Origin of the sequence: Kitasatospora sp. NPDC058032, assembly GCF_042885845.1 — a bacterium.
Taxonomy (GTDB): Bacteria; Actinomycetota; Actinomycetes; order Streptomycetales; family Streptomycetaceae; genus Kitasatospora.
This window is the reverse complement of sequence record NZ_JBHVRK010000026.1, coordinates 16,400-37,023: the sequence shown is the minus strand read 5'-3', so window position 1 is coordinate 37,023 and position 20,624 is coordinate 16,400. Positions and strand designations below refer to the sequence as shown.

17 protein-coding genes are annotated in these 20,624 nt (G+C 73.7%); 6 read left to right on the top strand and 11 right to left on the bottom strand.

Features of this window, described 5'->3' with window-relative positions; all coding sequences use genetic code 11:
• Positions 1 to 17 precede the first annotated feature (17 nt).
• Together ACFVUH_RS30640 and ACFVUH_RS30635 are read left to right on the top strand one after the other, a co-directional pair.
• Positions 18 to 926, top strand: coding sequence for a RecB family exonuclease (locus tag ACFVUH_RS30640; RefSeq protein ID WP_355372430.1), 909 nt, complete (start codon positions 18 to 20; stop codon positions 924 to 926).
• Positions 927 to 1,598 carry a response regulator transcription factor gene (locus ACFVUH_RS30635; RefSeq protein ID WP_148647703.1) on the top strand — a complete coding sequence of 224 codons (672 nt, stop codon included), beginning with the start codon at positions 927 to 929 and terminating at the stop codon, positions 1,596 to 1,598.
• 86 nt (positions 1,599 to 1,684) lie between these two features.
• On the opposite strand, the gene ACFVUH_RS30630 is transcribed toward ACFVUH_RS30635, so the two are convergent.
• The 3 genes from ACFVUH_RS30630 to metH all read right to left on the bottom strand — a co-directional run bounded on the left by ACFVUH_RS30630 (position 1,685) and on the right by metH (position 7,927).
• On the bottom strand, positions 1,685 to 3,286 hold the full coding sequence (locus ACFVUH_RS30630) for an ABC transporter substrate-binding protein (RefSeq protein ID WP_387916615.1): 1,602 nt from the start codon (positions 3,284 to 3,286) through the stop codon (positions 1,685 to 1,687).
• 289 nt (positions 3,287 to 3,575) lie between these two features.
• The gene (locus ACFVUH_RS30625) at positions 3,576 to 4,277 is read right to left on the bottom strand and encodes an HAD family hydrolase (protein WP_387916614.1); all 702 of its coding nucleotides are present in this window, start codon (positions 4,275 to 4,277) and stop codon (positions 3,576 to 3,578) included.
• A gap of 140 nt (positions 4,278 to 4,417) precedes the next feature.
• Positions 4,418 to 7,927, bottom strand: a complete 3,510-nt coding sequence (gene metH / locus ACFVUH_RS30620) for a methionine synthase (RefSeq protein WP_387916612.1) — start codon at positions 7,925 to 7,927, stop codon at positions 4,418 to 4,420.
• A gap of 145 nt (positions 7,928 to 8,072) precedes the next feature.
• On the opposite strand from metH, the gene ACFVUH_RS30615 reads away from it, so the two are divergent.
• The gene (locus tag ACFVUH_RS30615; protein ID WP_387916611.1) at positions 8,073 to 9,173 is read left to right on the top strand and encodes a hypothetical protein; all 1,101 of its coding nucleotides are present in this window, start codon (positions 8,073 to 8,075) and stop codon (positions 9,171 to 9,173) included.
• Positions 9,174 to 9,188: 15 nt separating this feature from the next.
• Here the strand turns inward: ACFVUH_RS30615 and ACFVUH_RS30610 are convergent, their stop codons facing one another.
• Positions 9,189 to 9,725, bottom strand: a complete 537-nt coding sequence (locus ACFVUH_RS30610) for an SRPBCC family protein (RefSeq protein WP_355372416.1) — start codon at positions 9,723 to 9,725, stop codon at positions 9,189 to 9,191.
• Between the two features lie 306 nt (positions 9,726 to 10,031).
• Between ACFVUH_RS30610 and ACFVUH_RS30605 the strand changes: the two genes are divergently transcribed.
• Positions 10,032 to 10,982: a PAC2 family protein gene (locus ACFVUH_RS30605; RefSeq protein WP_355372413.1), complete on the top strand. Its 951-nt coding sequence runs from the start codon at positions 10,032 to 10,034 to the stop codon at positions 10,980 to 10,982.
• Between the two features lie 73 nt (positions 10,983 to 11,055).
• On the opposite strand, the gene mshC is transcribed toward ACFVUH_RS30605, so the two are convergent.
• From mshC to ACFVUH_RS30575, 6 genes are all read right to left on the bottom strand, one after another.
• Complete coding sequence (gene mshC / locus ACFVUH_RS30600) at positions 11,056 to 12,285, bottom strand: cysteine--1-D-myo-inosityl 2-amino-2-deoxy-alpha-D-glucopyranoside ligase (RefSeq protein WP_387916608.1); 1,230 nt, start codon at positions 12,283 to 12,285, stop codon at positions 11,056 to 11,058.
• Positions 12,286 to 12,527: 242 nt separating this feature from the next.
• A complete protein-coding gene (locus ACFVUH_RS30595; RefSeq protein ID WP_355372407.1) occupies positions 12,528 to 13,397 on the bottom strand; it encodes a carbohydrate-binding protein in 870 nt (289 codons plus the stop codon).
• Positions 13,398 to 13,538: 141 nt separating this feature from the next.
• Complete coding sequence (locus ACFVUH_RS30590; RefSeq protein WP_355372404.1) at positions 13,539 to 14,456, bottom strand: AraC family transcriptional regulator; 918 nt, start codon at positions 14,454 to 14,456, stop codon at positions 13,539 to 13,541.
• Between the two features lie 124 nt (positions 14,457 to 14,580).
• The gene (locus ACFVUH_RS30585; RefSeq protein WP_355372534.1) at positions 14,581 to 15,381 is read right to left on the bottom strand and encodes an SCO1664 family protein; all 801 of its coding nucleotides are present in this window, start codon (positions 15,379 to 15,381) and stop codon (positions 14,581 to 14,583) included.
• 68 nt (positions 15,382 to 15,449) lie between these two features.
• Positions 15,450 to 16,022, bottom strand: coding sequence for a DUF3090 domain-containing protein (locus tag ACFVUH_RS30580; RefSeq protein ID WP_387916606.1), 573 nt, complete (start codon positions 16,020 to 16,022; stop codon positions 15,450 to 15,452).
• Between the two features lie 181 nt (positions 16,023 to 16,203).
• Complete coding sequence (locus tag ACFVUH_RS30575) at positions 16,204 to 16,914, bottom strand: MSMEG_4193 family putative phosphomutase (protein WP_355372399.1); 711 nt, start codon at positions 16,912 to 16,914, stop codon at positions 16,204 to 16,206.
• Between the two features lie 204 nt (positions 16,915 to 17,118).
• Between ACFVUH_RS30575 and ACFVUH_RS30570 the strand changes: the two genes are divergently transcribed.
• The gene (locus ACFVUH_RS30570; protein ID WP_387916605.1) at positions 17,119 to 18,111 is read left to right on the top strand and encodes a magnesium and cobalt transport protein CorA; all 993 of its coding nucleotides are present in this window, start codon (positions 17,119 to 17,121) and stop codon (positions 18,109 to 18,111) included.
• A gap of 56 nt (positions 18,112 to 18,167) precedes the next feature.
• On the opposite strand, the gene ACFVUH_RS30565 is transcribed toward ACFVUH_RS30570, so the two are convergent.
• On the bottom strand, positions 18,168 to 19,226 hold the full coding sequence (locus tag ACFVUH_RS30565; protein WP_355372393.1) for an LLM class F420-dependent oxidoreductase: 1,059 nt from the start codon (positions 19,224 to 19,226) through the stop codon (positions 18,168 to 18,170).
• A gap of 285 nt (positions 19,227 to 19,511) precedes the next feature.
• On the opposite strand from ACFVUH_RS30565, the gene ACFVUH_RS30560 reads away from it, so the two are divergent.
• Positions 19,512 to 20,492, top strand: a complete 981-nt coding sequence (locus ACFVUH_RS30560) for an aldo/keto reductase (protein WP_355372391.1) — start codon at positions 19,512 to 19,514, stop codon at positions 20,490 to 20,492.
• Positions 20,493 to 20,624: the final 132 nt, after the last annotated feature.

The following is a 20,624-nucleotide window of genomic DNA, read 5'->3' as shown; positions in this document are numbered from 1 at the left end:
GCAATAGGGTCTTGGGTATGCAGCAGACCGAGACCAGCGGCTCCGCCGCGGCGCCGCCCCGTCCGGCGGCGGCCCCGACCGGGCTGTCCCCGTCGCGTGCGGGCGACTTCCTCACCTGCCCGCTGTTGTACCGGCTGCGGGTGATCGACCGGTTGCCGGAGCCGCCGAGCTCGGCGGCGACCCGGGGCACCCTGGTGCACGCGGTGCTGGAGCGGCTGTTCGACTCGCCGGCGGCCGACCGGACGCCGGAGCGGGCGCTGGGGCTGCTGCGCCCGCAGTGGGAGCGGCTGCTGGGCGAGCGCCCGGAGCTGGCCGGGCTGTTCCCGGAGGACCCGGACGGCGCGGCGCTGACCCGCTGGCTGGCGGACGCCGAGAAGCTGGTCGGGCAGTGGTTCCGGCTGGAGGACCCGACCCGGCTGCACCCGGTGGAGCGCGAGCTGTACGTGGAGACGGCGCTGGAGTCGGGGCTGCTGCTGCGCGGCTACATCGACCGGGTGGACGTCGCGCCGACCGGTGAGGTCCGGCTGGTGGACTACAAGACCGGCCGGGCGCCCTCGCGGGACTTCGAGGGCAAGGCGATGTTCCAGATGAAGTTCTACGCACTGGTGGTCTGGCGCTGGAAGGGCGTGATCCCCAAACGGCTGCAGCTGGTCTACCTGGGCGGCGGCGGGGACGTGGTCAGCTACGACCCGGACGAGGCGGACCTGCTCGCGGTGGAGCGCAAGCTGCTGGCGCTGTGGGAGCGGATCGGCCGGGCGGTGGCGACCGGCGACTTCCCGGCGACCCGCAACCGGCTCTGCGACTGGTGCGACCACCAGGCCAGCTGCCCGGAGTTCGGCGGCACGCCCCCGCCGTACCCGCTGCCGCTGGCGCGTACGTCCGACGAGCGCGATCCCACGGGGGATCCGACGAACGAGGAGTCGTAGGTGACGATCCGAGTGCTGCTGGTCGACGACCAGCCGCTGCTGCGCACCGGTTTCCGGATGATCCTGGAGGCCGAGTCCGACCTGGTGGTGGTCGGTGAGGCCGGCGACGGCCAGCAGGCGCTGGACCAGGTGCGGGCGCTGCAGCCCGACGTGGTGCTGATGGACATCCGGATGCCGCGGATGGACGGTGTGGAGGCGACCCGCCGGATCGCCGGGCCGGGGCGGGACGGGCCGGCGAAGGTGCTGGTGCTGACCACCTTCGACCTGGACGAGTACGTGGTGGAGGCGCTGCGCGCGGGGGCGAGCGGCTTCCTGCTGAAGGACGTGCCGGCCGAGGAGCTGGTGCAGGCGATCCGGGTGGTGGCGGACGGCGCGGCGATGCTGGCGCCGTCGATCACCCGGCGGCTGCTGGACATGTACGCCACCAAGCTGCCGTCGGGCGAGGAGGCGCCGCCGCAGGCGCTGAACGCGCTGACCGAGCGGGAGCTGGAGGTGCTGAAGCTGGTGGCGCGCGGGCTGTCGAACGCGGAGATCGCGGCGGAGCTGTTCGTCAGCGAGACGACGGTGAAGACGCACGTCGGCCATGTGCTGACCAAGCTCCAGCTGCGCGACCGGGTGCAGGCGGCGGTGTACGCCTACGAGAGCGGGCTGGTGCGCCCGGGCACGCTGTAGGCGGCGCGGGACGACGGACGGCGGCCCGTCCGCTCCCCCGGCCGAGGCCGGGCGGGGCGGGCGGGCCGCCGTGCTGTCCGCGGGCGTTACTTGCCGCTCCGGCCGATCTCCCAGAAGCGGAAGAAGCCGGTGGTGTCGACGGTGGACTCGACGCCGGTGATGTTGGAGCGGGAGGTGAAGAAGGCCTTGTTCTGGAACAGCGGGATGAGCGGGGCGTTCTCGGCCACGATGCCCTGGATCTGGGCGTAGCTGTTGGTCGCCGCGGCCCGGTCGGTCTGCCGGAGGGTGTCGGGCACCAGCCGCTGGCTGATCCGCGGGTCGTCCCAGCCGTGGTGGTAGGAGCCGCCGTCGACGATCAGCGGGGCGACGTAGTTGTCCGGGTCCGGGTAGTCCGCGAACCAGCCGATGATGTACGCCTGGTACTTGCCCTCGTTCCAGCCCTTCTTGTAGGAGTCCCAGTCGGGCTCCTGCTGGACCGTGACCTGGAACAGGCCGCCGGCCTCCAGCTGCTTCTTCAGGGTCTCGGCCTCGGCGGACTCGGCGCGCGAGCGCGCCCAGGTGATGCTGAGCTTGACCGGGGTCTGGACCTTGGCGGCGGTGAGGATCGCCTTGGCCTTGGTGACGTCCTGGTCGCCGTAGCGGTCGAAGAAGGCCGTGTTGTGGCCGGTGACGCCGGCCGGGACCATCGAGTACAGCGGCTGGACGGTGCGCGCGAAGACGTCGCGGGCCAGCGACTTGCGGTCGATCAGCTGGGCGGCGGCCTGGCGCACCGCGACGTTGCCGCCGGTGGCGTCCTTGGTGTTGAAGACCAGGTAGCGGGTGTCGTTGCTGTCGCCCTCGACGACGCGCAGGTCGGTCTTGCCGCCCTGCTGGTCGGAGAGGATCTGGGCCGCGGTGTTGGGCTCCAGGCTGTTGTCGGCCAGGTCGACGCCGCCGCTGTCCAGCGCGGCCTTGAGGTCGGCCGGCTTGTCGAAGTAGCGCAGGATGAACTTCTTGTTCCGCAGCTTGGCGTCGCCGGTGTACTTGTCGTTGGGCAGCAGCACGACCTTGGCCGGGCCGCCCTTGGCCATCGCCTCGACCGAGTCGATCCGGTACGGGCCGGAGCCGACCAGCTTGTCGTTGGGCAGCGCCTTGTCGGCCGGGTAGATCTCCTGGTCGACGATGGCGCCGGCCGGGCCGGCCAGCTTGGCGGGCAGGGTGGCGTCGGGCTGGCCGAGGTGGAAGACCACCTCGGTGTCGTTGGGCGCCTCGACGGACTTGATCGACGACAGCAGGCCGGCCGGGCCGTTCGGGTCGTTGATCTTCAGGGTCCGCTGGATCGAGTAGACGACGTCGGCGGCGGTGAGCGCGTGGCCGTTGGAGAACTTCAGCCCGGTCTTGAGCGTGCAGTGGTACTGGGTGGCGTCGCCGGCGGTGAACTCGCAGGACTGGGCGGCGTCCGGGGTGGGCGCGCTGGACGCGGCCGGGTAGGTCAGCAGCGACTGGAAGGTGTTGCGCAGCAGCAGCCAGGAGCCCGCGTCGTAGGCGACGGCCGGGTCGAGGGCGCTGGTCAGCGCGGTGGTGCCCAGGGTGATGGACTTGTCGCCGTCCCCCTTGACGGCGTCGGTGACCGAGCCGCAGCCGGCCACCGAGGCGGCGACGATTCCGGCACAGCCGAGCACGGCCAGTCGTTCAGCTGGAGTCTTCACGGGTCGCGTCCTTCTGGGGTGCGGTCCGGCTGCGACCGCGGGCACGACGGGGGTGCCCGTCAGCGGCGGTGCCTGGGCTGGGGTTGCAACGAACCCGAGTAGCGTGCCATATCGAACAGACACCCCCGGCCCCCTCGCAGGTGACGGTTGGGACACGGCGACGGGCTCTGGTCAGGCCTGTCCGACGAGTTGTCAGGCAATGCCCGTTTTCTCCCGGGACGCTCCCCCGGGGCCCGGCCGCCTCCGCCCGCTTGGCGGTGGTTCCACCCGCTCTGCGATGAGACGACAATCACACTCGCGAGGTCACGAGGGAGCGCAGCAGCTCCAGGTCGACCTGCTCCAGCGAGGACAGCACCAGCCGGCCGGGCGCGGGCTCGATCGGCGCCACCGAGGGCACCGCGATCACCGGGCAGCCGGCCGCCTCGGCGGCCCGCACCCCGGTCGGCGCGTCCTCGACCACCACGCAGCGCGCCGGGTCGGCGCCCAGCCGGCGGGCCGCCTCCAGGTACGGGTCCGGGTGCGGCTTGGTGCGCGGGACCTCGTCCCCGGCGACCGAGAACGCGAAGTGCTCGGCGCCCAGCGAGCGGAGCACGATGTCGATGATGTGCCGGTGCGAGGCGGACACCAGCGCGGCCGGCACGCCGTGCGCGGCCAGCGTGTTGAGCAGCCGCTCGGCGCCCGGCATCAGCGGCACCCCGCCGCCCAGCAGGTCGACGAAGCGCTGGTTGATCAGCACGGTCAGGTCGGCCGGCGACAGGTCCACGCCGGTGCTGCTCAGCAGGTGGTCGATCACCCGGGTCATCGGGCCGCCGACCACGTGGGCGCGGTCCTCGGCGGTCAGCTGGTGGCCGAGGTCGGCGAAGAGCGAGCACTCGGCCTGCCACCAGTAGTCCTCGGTGTCGACCAGCGTCCCGTCCATGTCCAGCAGCACCGCCTGGAGGCCCCGGTCGTCGCCGCCGAGGATCTGGGTGGCGGTGGAGATGGTGGTCATGGCGGGATCCTTCCGTCCGTGCCCGGATCGGCCCCGGGGATGGCACGGGCCGGCCCGCTTTTGAGCGGACCGGCCCGTTCAGGATCATCAAGGATACGCCCCGCTCGCCCGGAAAGAGCGAACGCTGCGCGACACGGGCGTTACCGGGCGTTGAAGTACTTCGCCTCGGGGTGGTGGATCACGATCGCGTCGGTCGACTGCTCCGGGTGCAGCTGGAACTCCTCGGAGAGCACCACGCCGATCCGCTCGGGCTTCAGCAGCTCGGCGATCTTGGCGCGGTCCTCCAGCTCCGGGCAGGCGCCGTAGCCCAGCGAGAAGCGGGCGCCGCGGTACTTGAGCGCGAACATGTCCTTGACGTCCTGCGGGTCCTCGTCGCCGAAGCCCAGCTCGTAGCGGACCCGGGCGTGCCAGAACTCGGCCAGCGCCTCGGCCAGCTGGACGGACAGCCCGTGCAGCTCCAGGTAGTCGCGGTAGGAGTTGTTCGCGAACAGCTCGTTGGCCGCCTCGGAGATCCGGTTGCCCATGGTGACCACCTGCAGGCCCACCACGTCGCGCACCCCGGACTCCTCCGGGCGGAAGAAGTCCGCCAGGCACAGCCGCCGCCCGCGCCGCTGGCGCGGGAAGGTGAAGCGGGTCCGCTCGGTGCCGTCCTCGTGGAAGACGATCAGGTCGTCGCCCTTGGAGTTGGCCGGGAAGTAGCCGTAGACCACGGCCGCCTCCAGCCAGCCCTCGGTCTGCAGCCGGTCCAGCCACATCCGCAGCCGCGGCCGGCCCTCGGTCTCCACCAGCTCCTCGTAGGACGGCCCCTCGCCGGTGCGGGCGGCCTTCAGGCCCCACTGCCCCTTGAACAGCGCGTCCTCGTCCAGCCAGGAGGCGTAGTCGGCGAACGGCACGCCCTTGACGATCCGCTCGCCCCAGAACGGCGGGGCCGGCACCCGGTTGTCCAGTGCCACGTCGGAGCGGATCTGGCCGAGGTTGACCTCCTCCGGCTCCTCGACCTCCACCCGGGCGTGCCGGCGCTGCTTGAGCTCCGGCAGCACGGCGCCGGGCACCCCGCGCTTGACCGCGATCAGCGCGTCCATCAGCCGCAGGCCCTCGAAGGCGTCCCGGGCGTAGCGGACCTCGCCCTCGTAGATCTCGTGCAGGTCCTGCTCGACGTAGGCGCGGGTCAGCGCGGCGCCGCCGAGGATCACCGGGAACTGGGCCGCCAGCTTGCGCTGGTTCAGCTCCTCCAGGTTCTCCTTCATGATCACGGTGGACTTCACCAGCAGGCCGGACATCCCGATGACGTCCGCGTTGTGCTCCTGCGCGGCGTCCAGGATCGCCGAGACCGGCTGCTTGATGCCCAGGTTGACGACGTTGTAGCCGTTGTTGGACAGGATGATGTCGACCAGGTTCTTGCCGATGTCGTGGACGTCGCCCTTCACGGTGGCCAGCACGATGGTGCCCTTGCCCTCCGAGTCGGACTTCTCCATGTACGGCTCCAGGTGCGCCACCGCGGACTTCATCACCTCGGCGGACTGGAGCACGAACGGCAGCTGCATCTGGCCGGAGCCGAACAGCTCGCCGACCACCTTCATGCCGGACAGCAGGGTGTCGTTGATGATCTCCAGCGCCGGGCGGGCCGTCAGCGCCTCGTCCAGGTCGGCCTCCAGGCCGTTGCGCTCGCCGTCGATGATCCGGCGCTGGAGCCGCTCCTCCAGCGGCAGCGCGGCCAGCTCCTCCGCCTTGGACGCCTTGACCGAGGCCGAGGAGACGCCCTCGAACAGCTCCAGCAGGCGCTGCAGCGGGTCGTAGCCGTCCCGGCGGCGGTCGTACACCAGGTCGAGCGCGGCCTCGCGCTGGTCCTCCGGGATCCGCGAGATCGGCAGGATCTTGGAGGCGTGCACGATCGCCGAGTCCAGGCCGGCCTCCACGCACTCGTGCAGGAAGACCGAGTTGAGGACGACCCGGGCGGCCGGGTTGAGGCCGAAGGAGATGTTGGACAGGCCCAGCGTGGTCTGCACCGCCGGGCGGCGGCGCTTCAGCTCGCGGATCGCCTCGATGGTCTCGATGCCGTCCCGGCGGGACTCCTCCTGACCGGTCGCCAGGGTGAAGGTCAGGCAGTCGACCAGGATCGAGCCCTCGTCGATGCCGTAGTCCGCGGTGAGCTCGCCGATCAGCCGCTCGGCGATCCCGACCTTCTTGTCGGCGGTGCGGGCCTGGCCCTCCTCGTCGATGGTGAGCGCGATCAGACCGGCGCCGTGCTCGCGGGCCAGCGCGGCGATCCGGCCGAAGCGGGACTCCGGGGCGTTGCCGTCCTCGTAGTTGACCGAGTTGAGCACCGCGCGACCGCCCAGCGCCTCCAGACCCGCCCGCAGCACCTCCGGCTCGGTGGAGTCCAGCACGATCGGCAGGGTCGAGGCGGTGGCCAGCCGGGCGGCGATCTCCTTCATGTCGGCGACGCCGTCGCGCCCGACGTAGTCCACGCACAGGTCCAGCAGGTGCGAGCCGTCCCGGATCTGGTCGCGGGCGATCTCCACACAGGCCTGCCAGTCGCCGGCCAGCATCGACTCGCGGAACTTCTTGGAGCCGTTGGCGTTGGTGCGCTCGCCGATCGCCAGGTACGAGGTGTCCTGGCGGAACGGCACCGACTGGTACAGCGAGGCGGCGGCCGGCTCCGGGCGCGGGTCGCGCGCGGCCACCGGGCGGCCCTGCACCCGCTCGACCACCTGGCGCAGGTGCTCCGGCGTGGTGCCGCAGCAGCCGCCGACCAGCGACAGCCCGTACTCGCGGGTGAAGACGTCGTGCGCGTCGGCCAGCTCGACCGGGCTCAGCGGGTAGTGCGCGCCGTCCTTGCCCAGCACCGGCAGACCGGCGTTCGGCATGCAGGACAGGCCGATCCGGGCGTTCTTCGCCAGGTAGCGCAGGTGCTCGCTCATCTCGGCCGGGCCGGTGGCGCAGTTCAGGCCGATGTAGTCCACGCCCAGCGGCTCCAGGGCGGTCAGCGCCGCGCCGATCTCCGAGCCGAGCAGCATGGTGCCGGTGGTCTCCACGGTCACCTGGACCAGCACCGGCAGGTCCACGCCCGCCTCGGCCAGCGCCTGCTTGGAGCCCAGGATCGCGGCCTTGGTCTGCAGCAGGTCCTGGCTGGTCTCCACCAGCAGGGCGTCCGCGCCGCCGGCGATCAGGCCGGCCGCGTTCTGCCGGAAGCCCTCGCGCAGCGTCTCGTACGGGGCGTGGCCGAGGGTCGGCAGCTTGGTGCCGGGGCCGATCGAGCCGAGCACCCAGCGCAGCCGGCCGTCCTCGGCGCCGTGCGCGTCGGCGGCCTCGCGGGCCAGCCGGGCGCCCGCCTCGGAGAGCTCGAAGACGCGGTCGGCGATCTCGTACTCGCCGAGCGCGGAGTGGTTGGCGCCGAAGGTGTTGGTCTCCACGCAGTCCACGCCGACCGCGAAGTAGGCGTCGTGCACCGAGCGGACGATGTCGGGCCGGGTGAGGTTGAGGACCTCGTTGCAGCCCTCCAGGTTCTGGAAGTCCTCCAGCGTGGGGTCCTGTGCCTGGAGCATGGTGCCCATCGCCCCATCGGCGACCACCACACGGGTGGCGAGGGCCTCGCGCAACGCGTTCGCGCGGCTCTGCTGGGTGACGGACGGGGCGGCTGCAGTGGCCATGGGGCTTCTCCCTGGGTGCGACGGCTGTCGGCTTTGCGAACCCGCTGAATCGGGGACGCACGTGGCCAGGGTATCCGGCGATCGCCGGGTGGTGACCACCAGTTCCGTATCCTGAGTGCTCGGCCATGAGGGGGGAGCCCACGGCATGACCACATTCCGGATACCTTTTCGAGACGGGGTGCGCGGGGCGCTGCGCCGGGCGGGGGCCCTGGCGGGGGCGCTGCGGGCCCGCTGGCGCGGCTGGTCCCGGTGGCGGAAGGCCGTGGTGGTGGCGGTGGCGGCGCTCGCCGTGGTGGCCGTGCCGGTCGGTTCGGCGGCGCTCGCGCTGCGCCTGCAGTACGTCGGCGACCCCTCCCCCGAGGCCCGCACCCGGGGCCGCGACGCCGTCTGGCTCGGCCATGCCTGGGTGGACGGCCGGAAGGGTGACGCCGACGTCGCCGAACTCGCCCGGCGGCTGGCCGGCACCGGTGTGCGCGACCTCTACGTGCACACCGGCCCGCTGGAGCACGACGGCTCGCTGCCGCCTTCCGTGCACCCCCGTGCGCGGTGGTTCACCGAGGCCGCGCACCGGGCGCTGCCCGGGATCCGGGTGCAGGCCTGGCTCGGCGACGAGGTGAAGCCCGAGAGGGACGCCCTCGACCTGGAGGACACCGCCACCCGCGAGCGGGTCACCGCCTCCGCCGGTCAGGTGCTGGACCAGGGCTTCGACGGCGTGCACTTCGACATGGAGCCGATCCGGCCCGGTTCGAAGGGCTGGCTGGACCTGCTGGAGCGGGTCCGCCCGGTCACCGCGGGGCGCGGCGCGGTGCTCTCGGTGGCCGCCCCGCAGATCGACCCGCTGCCCTACCAGCACAACCTGGGCATCGCGTTCACCGGTCACGGCAAGTGGTGGGACCAGGCGTACTTCGCCGCCACCGCCCGCCGGGTCGACCAGATCGCGCTGATGACCTACGACTCCAGCATGCCGACCGAGGCGCTCTACGGCGGCTACAACGCCTACCAGACCGGACTCGCCCTGGAGGCCACGCCGCAGGACGTCGACCTGCTGATGGGCCTGCCGTTCTACTGGGAGGACGAGTGGGGCCACTGGGGCGACGCCGAGACGGTGACCGCCGGGATCCGGGGCATCCGGCTGGGCCTGGGCCGCCACGACATCGGGCGGCGCAACTTCGGCGTCGGGCTGTACGTGGACTTCGCGGCCACCGAGCAGAACTGGGCCGACTACCGGCGCGAGTGGGTGCGGTAGGTCTCGTCCCGTGGATCAGCCCGGGGCCGTGCGGTGGGCGAGCGCGGTCAGGAAGCGGTGCACGGTGGCGCCCTCACCAGTCACGTAGTGCGACACGGCCCGGTACAGCGGCTGGTACACCTCGCCGCGCTCGGTGACGGTGAGCGTGCAGCCCGCGCCGACCGCGGTCAGCGTGAAGGTCCAGGTGCCGCCGTACGGCAGGTCGGGGTCGGCGATGCCGGTCACCAGGCGGTGCGGGGCCTCGCTCTCCACCACCTCGTACACGGTGTGCCCGTGCCGGCCGACCTCGCGCCAGCGCGGGCGGCCGGCGGCGGTGGCGGGCAGCCGCTCGACGAGCACCACGTCCGGGCGCCAGGCCGGGAAGAGGTCGACGTCGGTCAGCACGTCCCAGACCTCGCCGGGCGGCCGTGCCAGCTCCAGGCCGCCCCCGCTGAGGTGCTCCACCGGCAGCCGCCGCCCCGCGGCCCAGGCCACCGCGCCCGCCGCCGCCACCCCGGCCGCACCCGCCGCCAGGGCCGCCGCCGCGGCACCCGCCCACCGCCGTCCACTCATCCGCCGGCTCCTCGCTGCCACGCCGTCCGGCCCCCGCCTCCCATCATCGCGCCGTCGGCGCGCTGCGGCACGGGCGGGCGGGCGGTGACGCTGGATAACCGGTGGATCGTGGGCGTCCGCTCGCCCAGACTGTCCCGGTGGCCCGGCGGAACGGGGCTTCAAAGCCCGTAGGCTGGGCAGGTAGGGAACCATGGAGCGAGGCGTTCCATGGGTGACGAGAGGTTCGACCGTCGGCATCCGGCCCGCCGGCGCCCGGGCAGTCCCGGCCGGGCGGGGCGGAGGCGGCCGACCGGAGGGAGACGCTGGGTGATCGAGCTGGAAGATGTTCCCGAGTTGATCGACCCGGTGATGGTCTGCGCCTTCGAGGGCTGGAACGACGCCGGCGACGCCGCCTCTGCGGCCCTGGCGCATCTGGAGGAGACCTGGGGCGGCAAGGTGTTCGCCGCGCTCGACGCGGAGGACTACTACGACTTCCAGGTCAACCGGCCGACCGTCTGGCTGGACGGCGGGGTGCGCCGGATCACCTGGCCGACCACCAGGCTCTCGGTGATCCGGGTGACCGAGCCGACGACCCGGGACGTCGTGCTGGTGCGCGGCATCGAGCCGAGCATGCGCTGGCGCTCGTTCTGCAACGAGCTGCTGGGCTTCGCGCACGAGCTGGGCGTCGAGCTGGTGGTGATCCTGGGCGCTCTGCTCGGCGACACCCCGCACAGCCGCCCGGTGCCGGTCAGCGGTGTCACCTCGGACCCCGAGCTGGCCCGCCGGCTGGAGCTGGAGGAGAGCCGCTACGAGGGCCCGACCGGGATCGTCGGGGTGCTGCAGGAGGCCTGCACGCACGCCGGGGTGCCGGCGGTGACGCTCTGGGCGGCGGTGCCGCACTACGTCGCGCAGCCGCCGAACCCCAAGGCCACCCTGGCGTTGATCAACAAGCTGGAGGACCTGCTGGACCTGCGCATCCCGCCGGGCGACCTCGGTGAGGACGCCCGGGCCTGGCAGCTGGGCGTGGACCAGCTGGCCGCCGAGGACAGCGAGGTCGCCGAGTACGTCCAGCAGCTGGAGGAGGCGCAGGACACCGCGGAGCTGCCGGAGGCCTCGGGCGACGCGATCGCCCGCGAGTTCGAGCGCTACCTGCGGCGCCGGGAGAACGTCGGGCCGACCGGGGAGAAGCCGGTCGCCGGGCACGCCACGGTGGAGCGGCCGGCCGATCCGGAGCCGCCGGCCGGCCGGGACGGCCAGGACGGCGCCGAGGAGGAGTGAGCCGCCTCGGCCCGTCGGCGCGGACGCCGAAGGGGCGCCGGGACCAGTGGTCCCGGCGCCCCTTCGCCGTTTGTCAGAGGGCCACGCCGAGCAGCGCGTCCACGGTGCGGGTGACCAGACCGGGGGCACCGATGTCGGTGCCGCCGTCGGCCTGCTGCGCGGCGGCCCAGCGGTCCACCGCGGCCAGCGCGGCGGGCGCGTCCAGGTCGTTCGCGAGCGCCGCGCGGACCTCTCCGAGCAGCTGCTCGGCGGCCGGCCCGTCCGGCCGGGAGACGGCGGCGCGCCAGCGGGCGAGCCGCTCGACGGCCTCGTCCAGGGTGGCCTTGGTCCACTCCCAGTCCTCGCGGTAGTGGTGCGAGAGCAGGGCGAGGCGGATCGCGGCCGGGTCGACGCCCTCGCGGCGCAGCGCCGAGACGAAGACCAGGTTGCCGCGGGACTTGGACATCTTGTGGCCGTCCAGGCCGACCATGCCGGCGTGCACGTAGGCCCTGGCGTAGGGGTGCTCGCCGCGGGCGACCTGGGCGTGCGAGGCGCCCATCTCGTGGTGCGGGAAGGAGAGGTCGCTGCCGCCGCCCTGGATGTCGAAGGACATGCCGAGGTACTGCAGCGCGATGGCGACGCACTCGATGTGCCAGCCGGGGCGGCCGTGGCCGAGCTCGGTGTCCCAGGCGGGTTCGCCGGGGCGGGCCGCGAGCCAGAGCAGGGCGTCCAGCGGGTGGCGCTTGCCGGGGCGGTCCGGGTCGCCGCCGCGCTCGGCGAAGACCGGGCGCATGGCCTCGCGGGTGAGGCCGGAGACCTCGCCGAAGTGCGGGTCGGCGTCGACCGAGAAGTAGATGTCGCCGTCCAGTTCGTAGGCGGCCCCGCTCGCCAGCAGCTTCTGGACCAGCGGGACGATCCACGGGATCGACTCGACGGCGCCGATGTAGTGGGCCGGCGGGAGCAGCCGCAGCGCGGTCATGTCCTCGCGGAAGAGCGCGGTCTCGCGCTCGGCGAGGGCCACCCAGTCCTGGCCCGTCTCGACCGCGCGCTGCAGCAGCGGGTCGTCGACGTCGGTGACGTTCTGCACGTAGAGGACGTCGTGGCCGGCGTCCTTCCACACCCGCTGCACCAGGTCGAAGGCGTTGTAGGTGGCGGCGTGGCCCATGTGGGTCGCGTCGTAGGGGGTGATGCCGCAGACGTAGATCCGGGCGGTGCCGTCCTGCGGGACGACCTCCCGGATGCCTCCCGTCGCGGTGTCGTGGATTCGGAGGGGGAGCCCCTGACCAGGCAGGGCGGGAACCTCGGAGGCGGGCCAGGCATGCATGGCATTGACTTTAACCGTGAGAACATTTGAAAGCCTAACCAGTCGGCAAGATCGACTGGATTCGCTTCCTTTCGTGGCCCGAGCGGTTCCGGACCGATAGTGCCCGGCGCTTGACAGCGCCGGGCACCGGCCCGGATCCGCCCCGCGCACGGCCTCGCGGGGCGGATCCGGGCGGTCGGCCGCCCGGCCGGCCCTGCCGCCGACCGGGCGTCCGTGACCCTCTGGGCTCGCGGCCGGAGCCGCTACAGCCGCTGCCAGAGGGCCGGCACGTTCGGCGGCTCCCACCCGACGAAGGCGGTGTGCGCCTGGAGGCACACGTAGGAGACGCCGGCGTAGGTGACGCGGTCGCCCGCCTTGTAGGCGGTGCCCGCGGCCCAGGTGCCGCCGCCGCCGGTCTGGGTCGGCGTCGGGGTCGTGGGCGTGGTGGTCGGGGTGCCCGACGGGGTCGGGGTCTGCGCCACGTTGAGCACGAAGTCGTACGTGCCCTCCTTGGCCGACCCGACCTGGCGGACGTTCATCAGCAGCCGGGCGTCGTAGATGGTGTCCGTGCTGTTGCGCGGCTCGCCCGGGAAGTACAGCTGGGTGGTGATCACCGGCCGGCCGGGCGCCTGGAGCTTGACGTGGATGTGCCGGGTGCGGCCCGGGTAGAGGCCGGGCACGATCGTGGTGAGGCTGAAGGCGCCCTGGGCGTTGGTGAACTGGTGCCCGCGGAAGGTGAAGCCGACGTTGTCGTAGTCACCGTTCACGTCGGCCTGCCAGAAGTCCATCAGGACGTTGGCGATCGGCAGGCAGGCCCGGCCGAAGACGTAGCCGCTGACGGTGAGCCGGGTGCCCGGGGTGCTGTCGGTGATCAGCGAGGTGCGCAGCGGGGAGTTGGGCTTGAAGTAGGGACCCTCGGTCTGCTCGATGGTCGGGGCGTCGCCGTCGTGGCACTCCGGGGTGAACTCCGTCATCTCGCCGGTGCCGACCCGGTCACGGGCCAGGGCGACGCCGCCGCCGACCAGCAGCGGTGCGGTGCCGAGCACGGCGGCGGCCCGGAGGACGGTCTTGCGGCTGATCCGGCGGTCGGTCGGACCGTCCGTCCCGGTGAGGGGCTCTTCGGACGCGGGCATGCGCCGACTCCTTCGGTGTGAGTGTGGGGGATCTGGTGGTTCCGTCCGGGGGCGGCCCTTGCCATGGTGGGGGCATGACAAGGACCGGGCCGACGGGCCGCCCGCTCGCGCCGGGCGGTCCGCCGGTGGCCCGCAGTCAACCTACGGTCCGCCGGGAGCCGCCGCGATGGACGTGATCCGGGGATCGTGGTGATTTCCTCCGACCCCCGCCCGGAACTCCCCCGGCGTCATCCCGGTCTCTCTGCGGAAGAACCGGCAGAAGTACGCCGGATCACCGAATCCGGCCTCCCTGGAGACCTGTCGCACCGTCAGTTCGGTGCAGGCCAGCAGGCGTTTGGCCTCCAGCGTCTGCTGCTGGCGGATCAGCCGGCCCGGGGTGCGGCCGGTCGCCTGCTTGACCATCGCCTGCAGGTGGCCCGGGGAGACGCCCAGCTCGTGCGCGCAGGAGGCGACCGAGCGCTGCACCCCGCCCGGGGTGGCGATCAGCCGGGTGAAGGCGGCCGCGAGGTCCCCGGTGCGGCCGGGCAGTCCGCCCCCGCCGCCGGGCGAACAGGCCCGCAGGGCGCGCACGATGAGGATGTGCAGGCTGGCCCGCAGCACGCCCGGGTAGCCGGCCGGCCGGGCCCGGTACTCGGCCTCCATGTCCGCCAGCAGCGCGGCGATCGGCGCGGCGTGCTCACCCAGCCGCACCGCCGGGCGGGAGGCCAGGGTGCGCAGCGCGGAGCGGTCCTGCGGATGGTCCAGCAGGAAGTCCTCGTTGAACAGCACGACCTGTCCGACGAGGTCGTCCGCGTCCGCCCAGTAGTGCACCTGACCGGGGGCGATCACGCACAACTGCGGGGGCTGCACCGGCCGCTGGACCAGGTCCAGGACGTGGGCGCCGCGCCCGCCGGTGAGGTAGACGATCTCGTAGAAGGAGTGCCGGTGGGGGAAGCCGGCCCGGGAGAGCGGGCCGATGGCGTCGAAGCTGCCGATCGCGAACGGGAGCAGATGCGGCAGCGGGACCTGGAGGCGGTGCAGCGGCAGGTCCAGGTGGGGGGTGGTCCGTCGCTCGTCCATCGTCGCAGTGTGCTGCCCGCACCGCGCACCGGTCCAGACCATTACCGGCTGAGCGGGCCGCTGCTCCGTCGGATCGAGGGCTCGAACCGCCTTCGAACCCTCGGCTCGGCGGGCTGCCCGGCCGTCAGATCGGCGGCCAGGGGATGGACGGCCAGTCCTCGGAGGGCAGCGGGTGGGTGCCGGTGGCGAGCAGTGCGGCCACCCGGGCGCGGGCGGCGTCCAGTTCGGCGGCGGTCAGGTGCGGGGCCAGCCGCTCCCCCAGCGCACCGTCCAGCCGCTCGGCCAGCCCGGCCAGCACGGCGGTCGCCTCGGCGGGCAGCGGCTGCCCGGCCCAGCCCCACAGCAGGGTGCGCAGCTTGCCCTCGGTGTTGAAGGTGACGCCGTGGTCGATGCCGTAGAGCCGGCCGTCGGCGGCCGGGATCAGGTGACCGCCCTTGCGGTCGGCGTTGTTGAGGACGGCGTCCAGCACCGCCAGCCGGCGCAGCCGCGCGTCGTCGGGGTGGACCAGCAGCGCGGTGCGGCCGTCGCCGACCTCGGCCCGGACGATCGGCAGCCAGCCGTCCTCGGGGCCGCGCGGGTCCTGCAGCGCGAGCAGCGGGGCGGCGTCCGGGTCGGGCTCCACCCACAGCTGCACCATGCCGGGGCCGTGCGGGCCCTCGCGCAGCACGGTCGGCGGCACCAGGCCCCAGCCGGTGGCGGCGGACAGCTCGTACGCGGCCACCTCGCGGCCGGCCAGGGTGCCGTCCGGGAAGTCCCAGAGCGGCCGTTCGCCGGCCACCGGCTTGTAGACGGCCTGCGCCGAACGGCCGTCGGCGGCGGTGACGGTGCAGTAGAGGGCGGCGTTGGAGGCGTCGGTGAGCCGGCCGTGCACGGTCAGCGCGCCCTCGCGCAGCAGCCGCAGCGCGGTGCGCGGGTCGGCGGCCAGGGCGGCGGCCTCGGCGGGGTCGGACCGCGGCGGCTCCGGCGGGTCGGCGGGCCGGACGGTCGGCGTGTTCAGCGCCGGTACCCGTTCGCGCGCGGGCACAGGTGGCCCTCCGGGTCGAGCGGCAGGTTGCAGAACGGGCAGGGCTTGCGACCGGCCGCGACGAGGTCCAGCGCCCGCTTGGCGAACACCCGGGCCATCGCGCCGGAGAGCCGCACCCGGAGCATGTCGGGGCCGTTCTCGTCGTCCTCGAAGACGGCGGCGCCCTCGCCCTCGCCCTCCTCGTCCTCGACCAGCGCCTGGGCCTCGACCACCAGGCAGCTGTCCACGGCGTCCCAGGCGAGCGCCATCGTGCCGACCCGGAACTCCTGCTCCAGCGGCAGGTCCAGCGGCGCGGTGTCGAGCAGGTCCTGCGGGGCGCTGGCCGGGATGGTGGCGTCGCCGCCGCCGCTGCGGCGCAGCGCCTCGTCGAGGACCTCGTCGATCCGCTCGGCGAGCGCGGCGACCTGGGTCTTCTCCAGCAGCACGCTGGTGATCCGCCCACGGGCGCTGGCCTGCAGGTAGAACGCCCGGGCGCCGGGCTGGCCGACGGTGCCGGCCACGAACCGTTCGGGCTGGTCGTAGAAGAAGACCTGACGGGTCACGCTCTCGCTCCGGGTCGTATCGATCGTCGTGGGCGCCGGCGGACGCCGCTGGGGTCGGTCGGGGTCGGGGCTGGGTGGTCCGGGGCACCCCGGGCCGACGGCGCGGGGACCCACTGGTCACCCTACGACCTCCGGGGCCGCACCGGGGAGCCGAGCCCCGGGCGGGGGCCGGGCGGGCGGCTCAGGCCGTGCCGGTGGAGCCGCCGACCACCGCGTCCCCGGCCGGGCCGCCCGGGCGGGCGCCCGGGCCGGCCGGCCGCGGGGCGAGGGCGGCGAGGTCGCCGGTGTCGCCCATCCGCAGCACGAAGGGCCGGCGCGCGGTGTAGCGGATCGCGGTGACCGAGCACGGGTCGACGTTGATCCGCTGGAAGTGGTCGAGGTGCAGGCCGAGCGCGTCGGCCACCACCGCCTTGATCACGTCGCCGTGCGAGCAGGCGATCCAGACCGCGTCCTCGCCGTGCTCGGCGGCGATCTTCTCGTTCCACTCGCGGACCGCGCCCACCGTGCGGTGGCTCAGCTCGCGCAGCGACTCGCCACCGGGGAAGGCCGCCGCCGCGGCGTGGTCCTGGACGGTGCGCCACAGCGGCTCCTTGGCCAGCTCGGCGAGCGGGCGGCCGGTCCACTCGCCGTAGTGGCACTCGCCGAGCCGCTCGTCCAGCGCCGGGCCGGCCAGCTCGGGACGGGCGGCCAGCAGCGGCTCCAGGGTCTGCCGGCAGCGCTCCAGCGGGCTGCTGACCGCCTGGACCAGCGGGACCGGGGCGAGCCGGGCGGCGAGCGCCGCGGCCTGCGCGCGCCCGGTGTCGTCGAGCTCCACCCCGGGCGTCCAACCGGCCAGGATTCCGGCGGTGTTCGCGGTGGAGCGGCCGTGGCGGACGAGCAGCAGGGTGGGCATGGGGCCTACCCTACGGCCTCCCGGCCCGGGCCGGGTCCGCCGGCGGATCCCGCCCGGGAGCCGGGCGGGGGGCCGGGCGGGGAGCCGGGCGGGGAGCCGGGCGGGGAGCCGGGCGGGGAGCCGGGCGGGGAGCCGGGCGGGCGCGCTGGTACCGGGACGGAAGCCGGTCGCGGCGGATGTTCCGCGACCGGCCGAGGGGCCACAATGGCCCGCATGATCGTCCATTGCGCCATCTACCGCGACGGCCGCCCGATCGCGACGCCCGCGGACCCCGCGGGCAGCCTCGCCGCCGCGCGCGCGGCGGGCCCGGGCGGCTTCGTCTGGATAGGCCTGTTCGAGCCCACCGTCGAGGAACTCGACCGGGTCGGCGCCGAGTTCGGGCTGCACCCGCTGGCCGTCGAGGACGCCGTCACCGCCCACCAGCGCCCCAAGGTGGAGGCGTACCAGGGCTCGCTCTTCGTGGCGCTGAAGACGCTCGGCTACCACCCGGGCGGCCACGCGGTGACCAGCGGCGAGGTGATGGTCTTCGTCGGCGAGGACTTCGTGATGACCGTCCGGCACGGCACCGACAGCCCGCTCGGCGAGCTGCGCTCCCAGCTGGAGCAGCGGCCGGAGGTGCTCCGGTACGGCCCGAGCGCCGTCCTGCACTCGGTCTGCGACACGGTGGTGGACGGCTACGTGGACGTGGCCGTCGGCATCCAGGCGGACCTCGACGAGCTGGAGGCGGACGTCTTCTCGCCCGGCCGGGTGGGCCGCGACGTCGCCGGCCGGATCTACGGCTACAAGCGGCAGCTGGTGACCGTCCGCCGGGCCACCGGCCCGCTGGTCGAGCCGATGATGCGGCTGGAGCGCGGCGGCGTGCCGTACGTCCGGGCCGAGGCGCTGCCGTACCTGCGGGACGTCTCCGACCACCTGGCCCGCGCCAACGACCAGGTGGAGGGCATGGACCGGCTGCTGTCGGACATCCTGTCGGCCAACCTGGCGCAGGTCAGCGTGCAGCAGAACAACGACATGCGGAAGATCTCCGCCTGGGCGGCGCTGGCCGCCGTGCCGACGATGATCGCCGGCGTGTACGGCATGAACTTCCGGGACATGCCCGAGCTGCGCCAGCCGTGGGGCTACCCGGCGGCGCTCTCGCTGATGGCGGTGGTCTGCGTGGTGCTGCACCGGGTGTTCAAGCGCCACGACTGGTTGTAGCGCCGTCCCCCGGGTGTCCGCCGGGGGGACGGGGGGACGGCCGGCCGCCGGGGCCGTCACGCCAGGCCGGCGCGCTCCAGGGCCTCGACGCCGGTGCGCAGCGCCGTGATCCGCTCGTCCAGCGTGAAGCCGGCCGGGGCCAGGGTGAGCGTGGTGACGCCCGCGTCGGCGTAGGCCTGCATCCGGTCGGCGATCCGGGCGGTGTCGCCGATCAGCGAGGTGGCGTCGATCAGGTCGCGCGGGACGGCGGCGCCGGCGCCCGCGTAGTCCTTGGCCAGGTAGCGCTCCTGGACCTCGTCGGCGGCCTGCTCGTAGCCCATCCGGCGGGCGAGCTGGTTGTAGAAGTTCTTCTCCTTGCTGCCCATGCCGCCGATGTAGAGCGCGGTGTAGGCGCGCTGGGAGTCGATGCCCGCCTCGATGTCCTCGCCGACGGCGATGGCGACGGTCGGGCAGACGTCGAAGCCGTCGAACTCCTTGCCGGGCTCGGCGCCCGCCTTGGCGCGGCCGGCCTTCAGCGGGTCGAGGGAGAGCGCGGCGTGCGCCGGGTCGAAGAAGATGCCGAGCCAGCCGTCGGCGATCTCGCCGGTCTGCTCCAGGTTCTTCGGGCCGATCGCGGCGATGTACAGCGGGATGTGCTCGCGCACCGGGTGCACGGTGAGCTTGATCGGCTTGCCGGGACCGCCGGGCAGCGGCAGCGTCCAGTGGGCGCCGTCGTGGACCAGCCGCTCCCGGGACATCGCCTTGCGGATGATCTCCACGTACTCGCGGGTGCGGGCCAGCGGCTTGTCGAACTTCACGCCGTACCAGCCCTCGGAGACCTGCGGGCCGGAGACGCCGAGGCCGAGCCGGAACCGGCCGCCGGAGAGGGTGTCCAGGGTGGCGGCGGTCATCGCGGTCATCGCCGGGGTGCGCGCCGGGATCTGGAAGATGGCCGAGCCGACGTCGATCCGCTCGGTCCTGGCGGCGACGTACGAGAGCACGGTGGCCGCGTCCGAGCCGTACGCCTCGGCGGCCCAGCAGACCGCGTAGCCGAGCCGGTCGGCCTCCTGGGCGACGGCGATGTTGTCGGCGTCCATGCCGAGTCCCCAGTAGCCGAGGTTGATGCCGAGTCGCATGGGCACTGCCTTCCAGTCCGGTTGCTCGTGAGCGCGACGACGCGTCCGGGCGACATGCTACTGGCCGGTAGCGGTGTTCCGGGTCACATTTCGACACCTGTCCGCCGCACCCCGGTCCGGCGCGGCCGACGGTGATCTTCCTGCGGGTCTGCACACCTGCCCGGGCACCGGCCGCTACGCTCAGCCGACGTGGGGCGCCGCGTCCCACCTGCGGGTTTGTCCCGTGGGCACGCCGCCCCGCAGCGTTCCGCCACCGCACCTTCGGCCAGTGAGAGGGCCCGTCCGATGGAACAGCGTCACCTCGGCCGCACCGGGCTGCAGGTCTCCCGGCTCGGTCTCGGCACCATGACCTGGGGCCGCGACACCGACGAGCAGGAGGCCGCCGAACAGCTCAAGGAGTTCGTCGACGCCGGCGGCAACCTCGTCGACACCGCCGATGTCTACGCCGACGGCGACGCCGAGTACCTGCTCTCCCGGCTCACCGACGGCCTGATCCCCCGCTCCGACCTGGTCATCGCCACCAAGGCGGGCAGCGTGCCGGCCTCCGGCCGCCGCTTCGACGGCTCGCGCGGCCACCTGCTCGCCGCGCTCGACGCCTCGCTGCGCCGGCTCGGCACCGACTACGTCGACCTCTGGCAGGTGCACGCCTTCGACCCGGCCACCCCGGTCGAGGAGACCCTGAGCGCCCTGGACATCGCCGTCTCCTCCGGCCGCGCCCGCTACGTCGGGGTCTGCGACTTCAGCGGCTGGCAGCTCGCCAGGGCCGCCACCTGGCAGCACGCCCACCACGGCCGGGTGCCGCTGGCCGGGGCGCAGCTGGAGTACTCGCTGCTGCAGCGCGGCATCGAGCGCGAGGCCCTGCCGGCCGCCCGGGACACCGGGGTGGGCCTGCTCGCCGGCTCCCCGCTCGGGCGCGGCGTGCTCACCGGCAAGTACCGGCACGGGCTGCCGCAGGACTCGCGCGGCGCCTCGCCCTACCTGTCCGGATTCGTCCAGCCCTACCTCGGGGAACGCGCCCGGCGGATCGTGGACGCCGTCGCCACCGCCGCCGACGGGCTGGCCAGCAGCCCGCTGGCGGTCGCGCTCGCCTGGGTGCGGGACCGCCCCGGGGTGGCGAGCGCGCTGGTCGGGGCGCGGACCGTGGGACAGCTGCAGGCGGCGCTGTCGGTGGAGGCGCTTACGCTTCCGGAGGAGATCCGCGGTGCGCTCGACGACATCTCGGCGCCGGTCCACCGCTACCCCGACCAGGGGTGGAGCGAGCTGTAGCACCGCTCGACCCCGCGACCCGAGCCTGCCCGAACCGACCGACCGCCGGCCCGGCCGCCCCGTGCGGCCCCGGACCGGCCCGACCCGGCCGACCGCCCGCACCACGGGGCGGGCGGCGCCCAGCATGTGGAG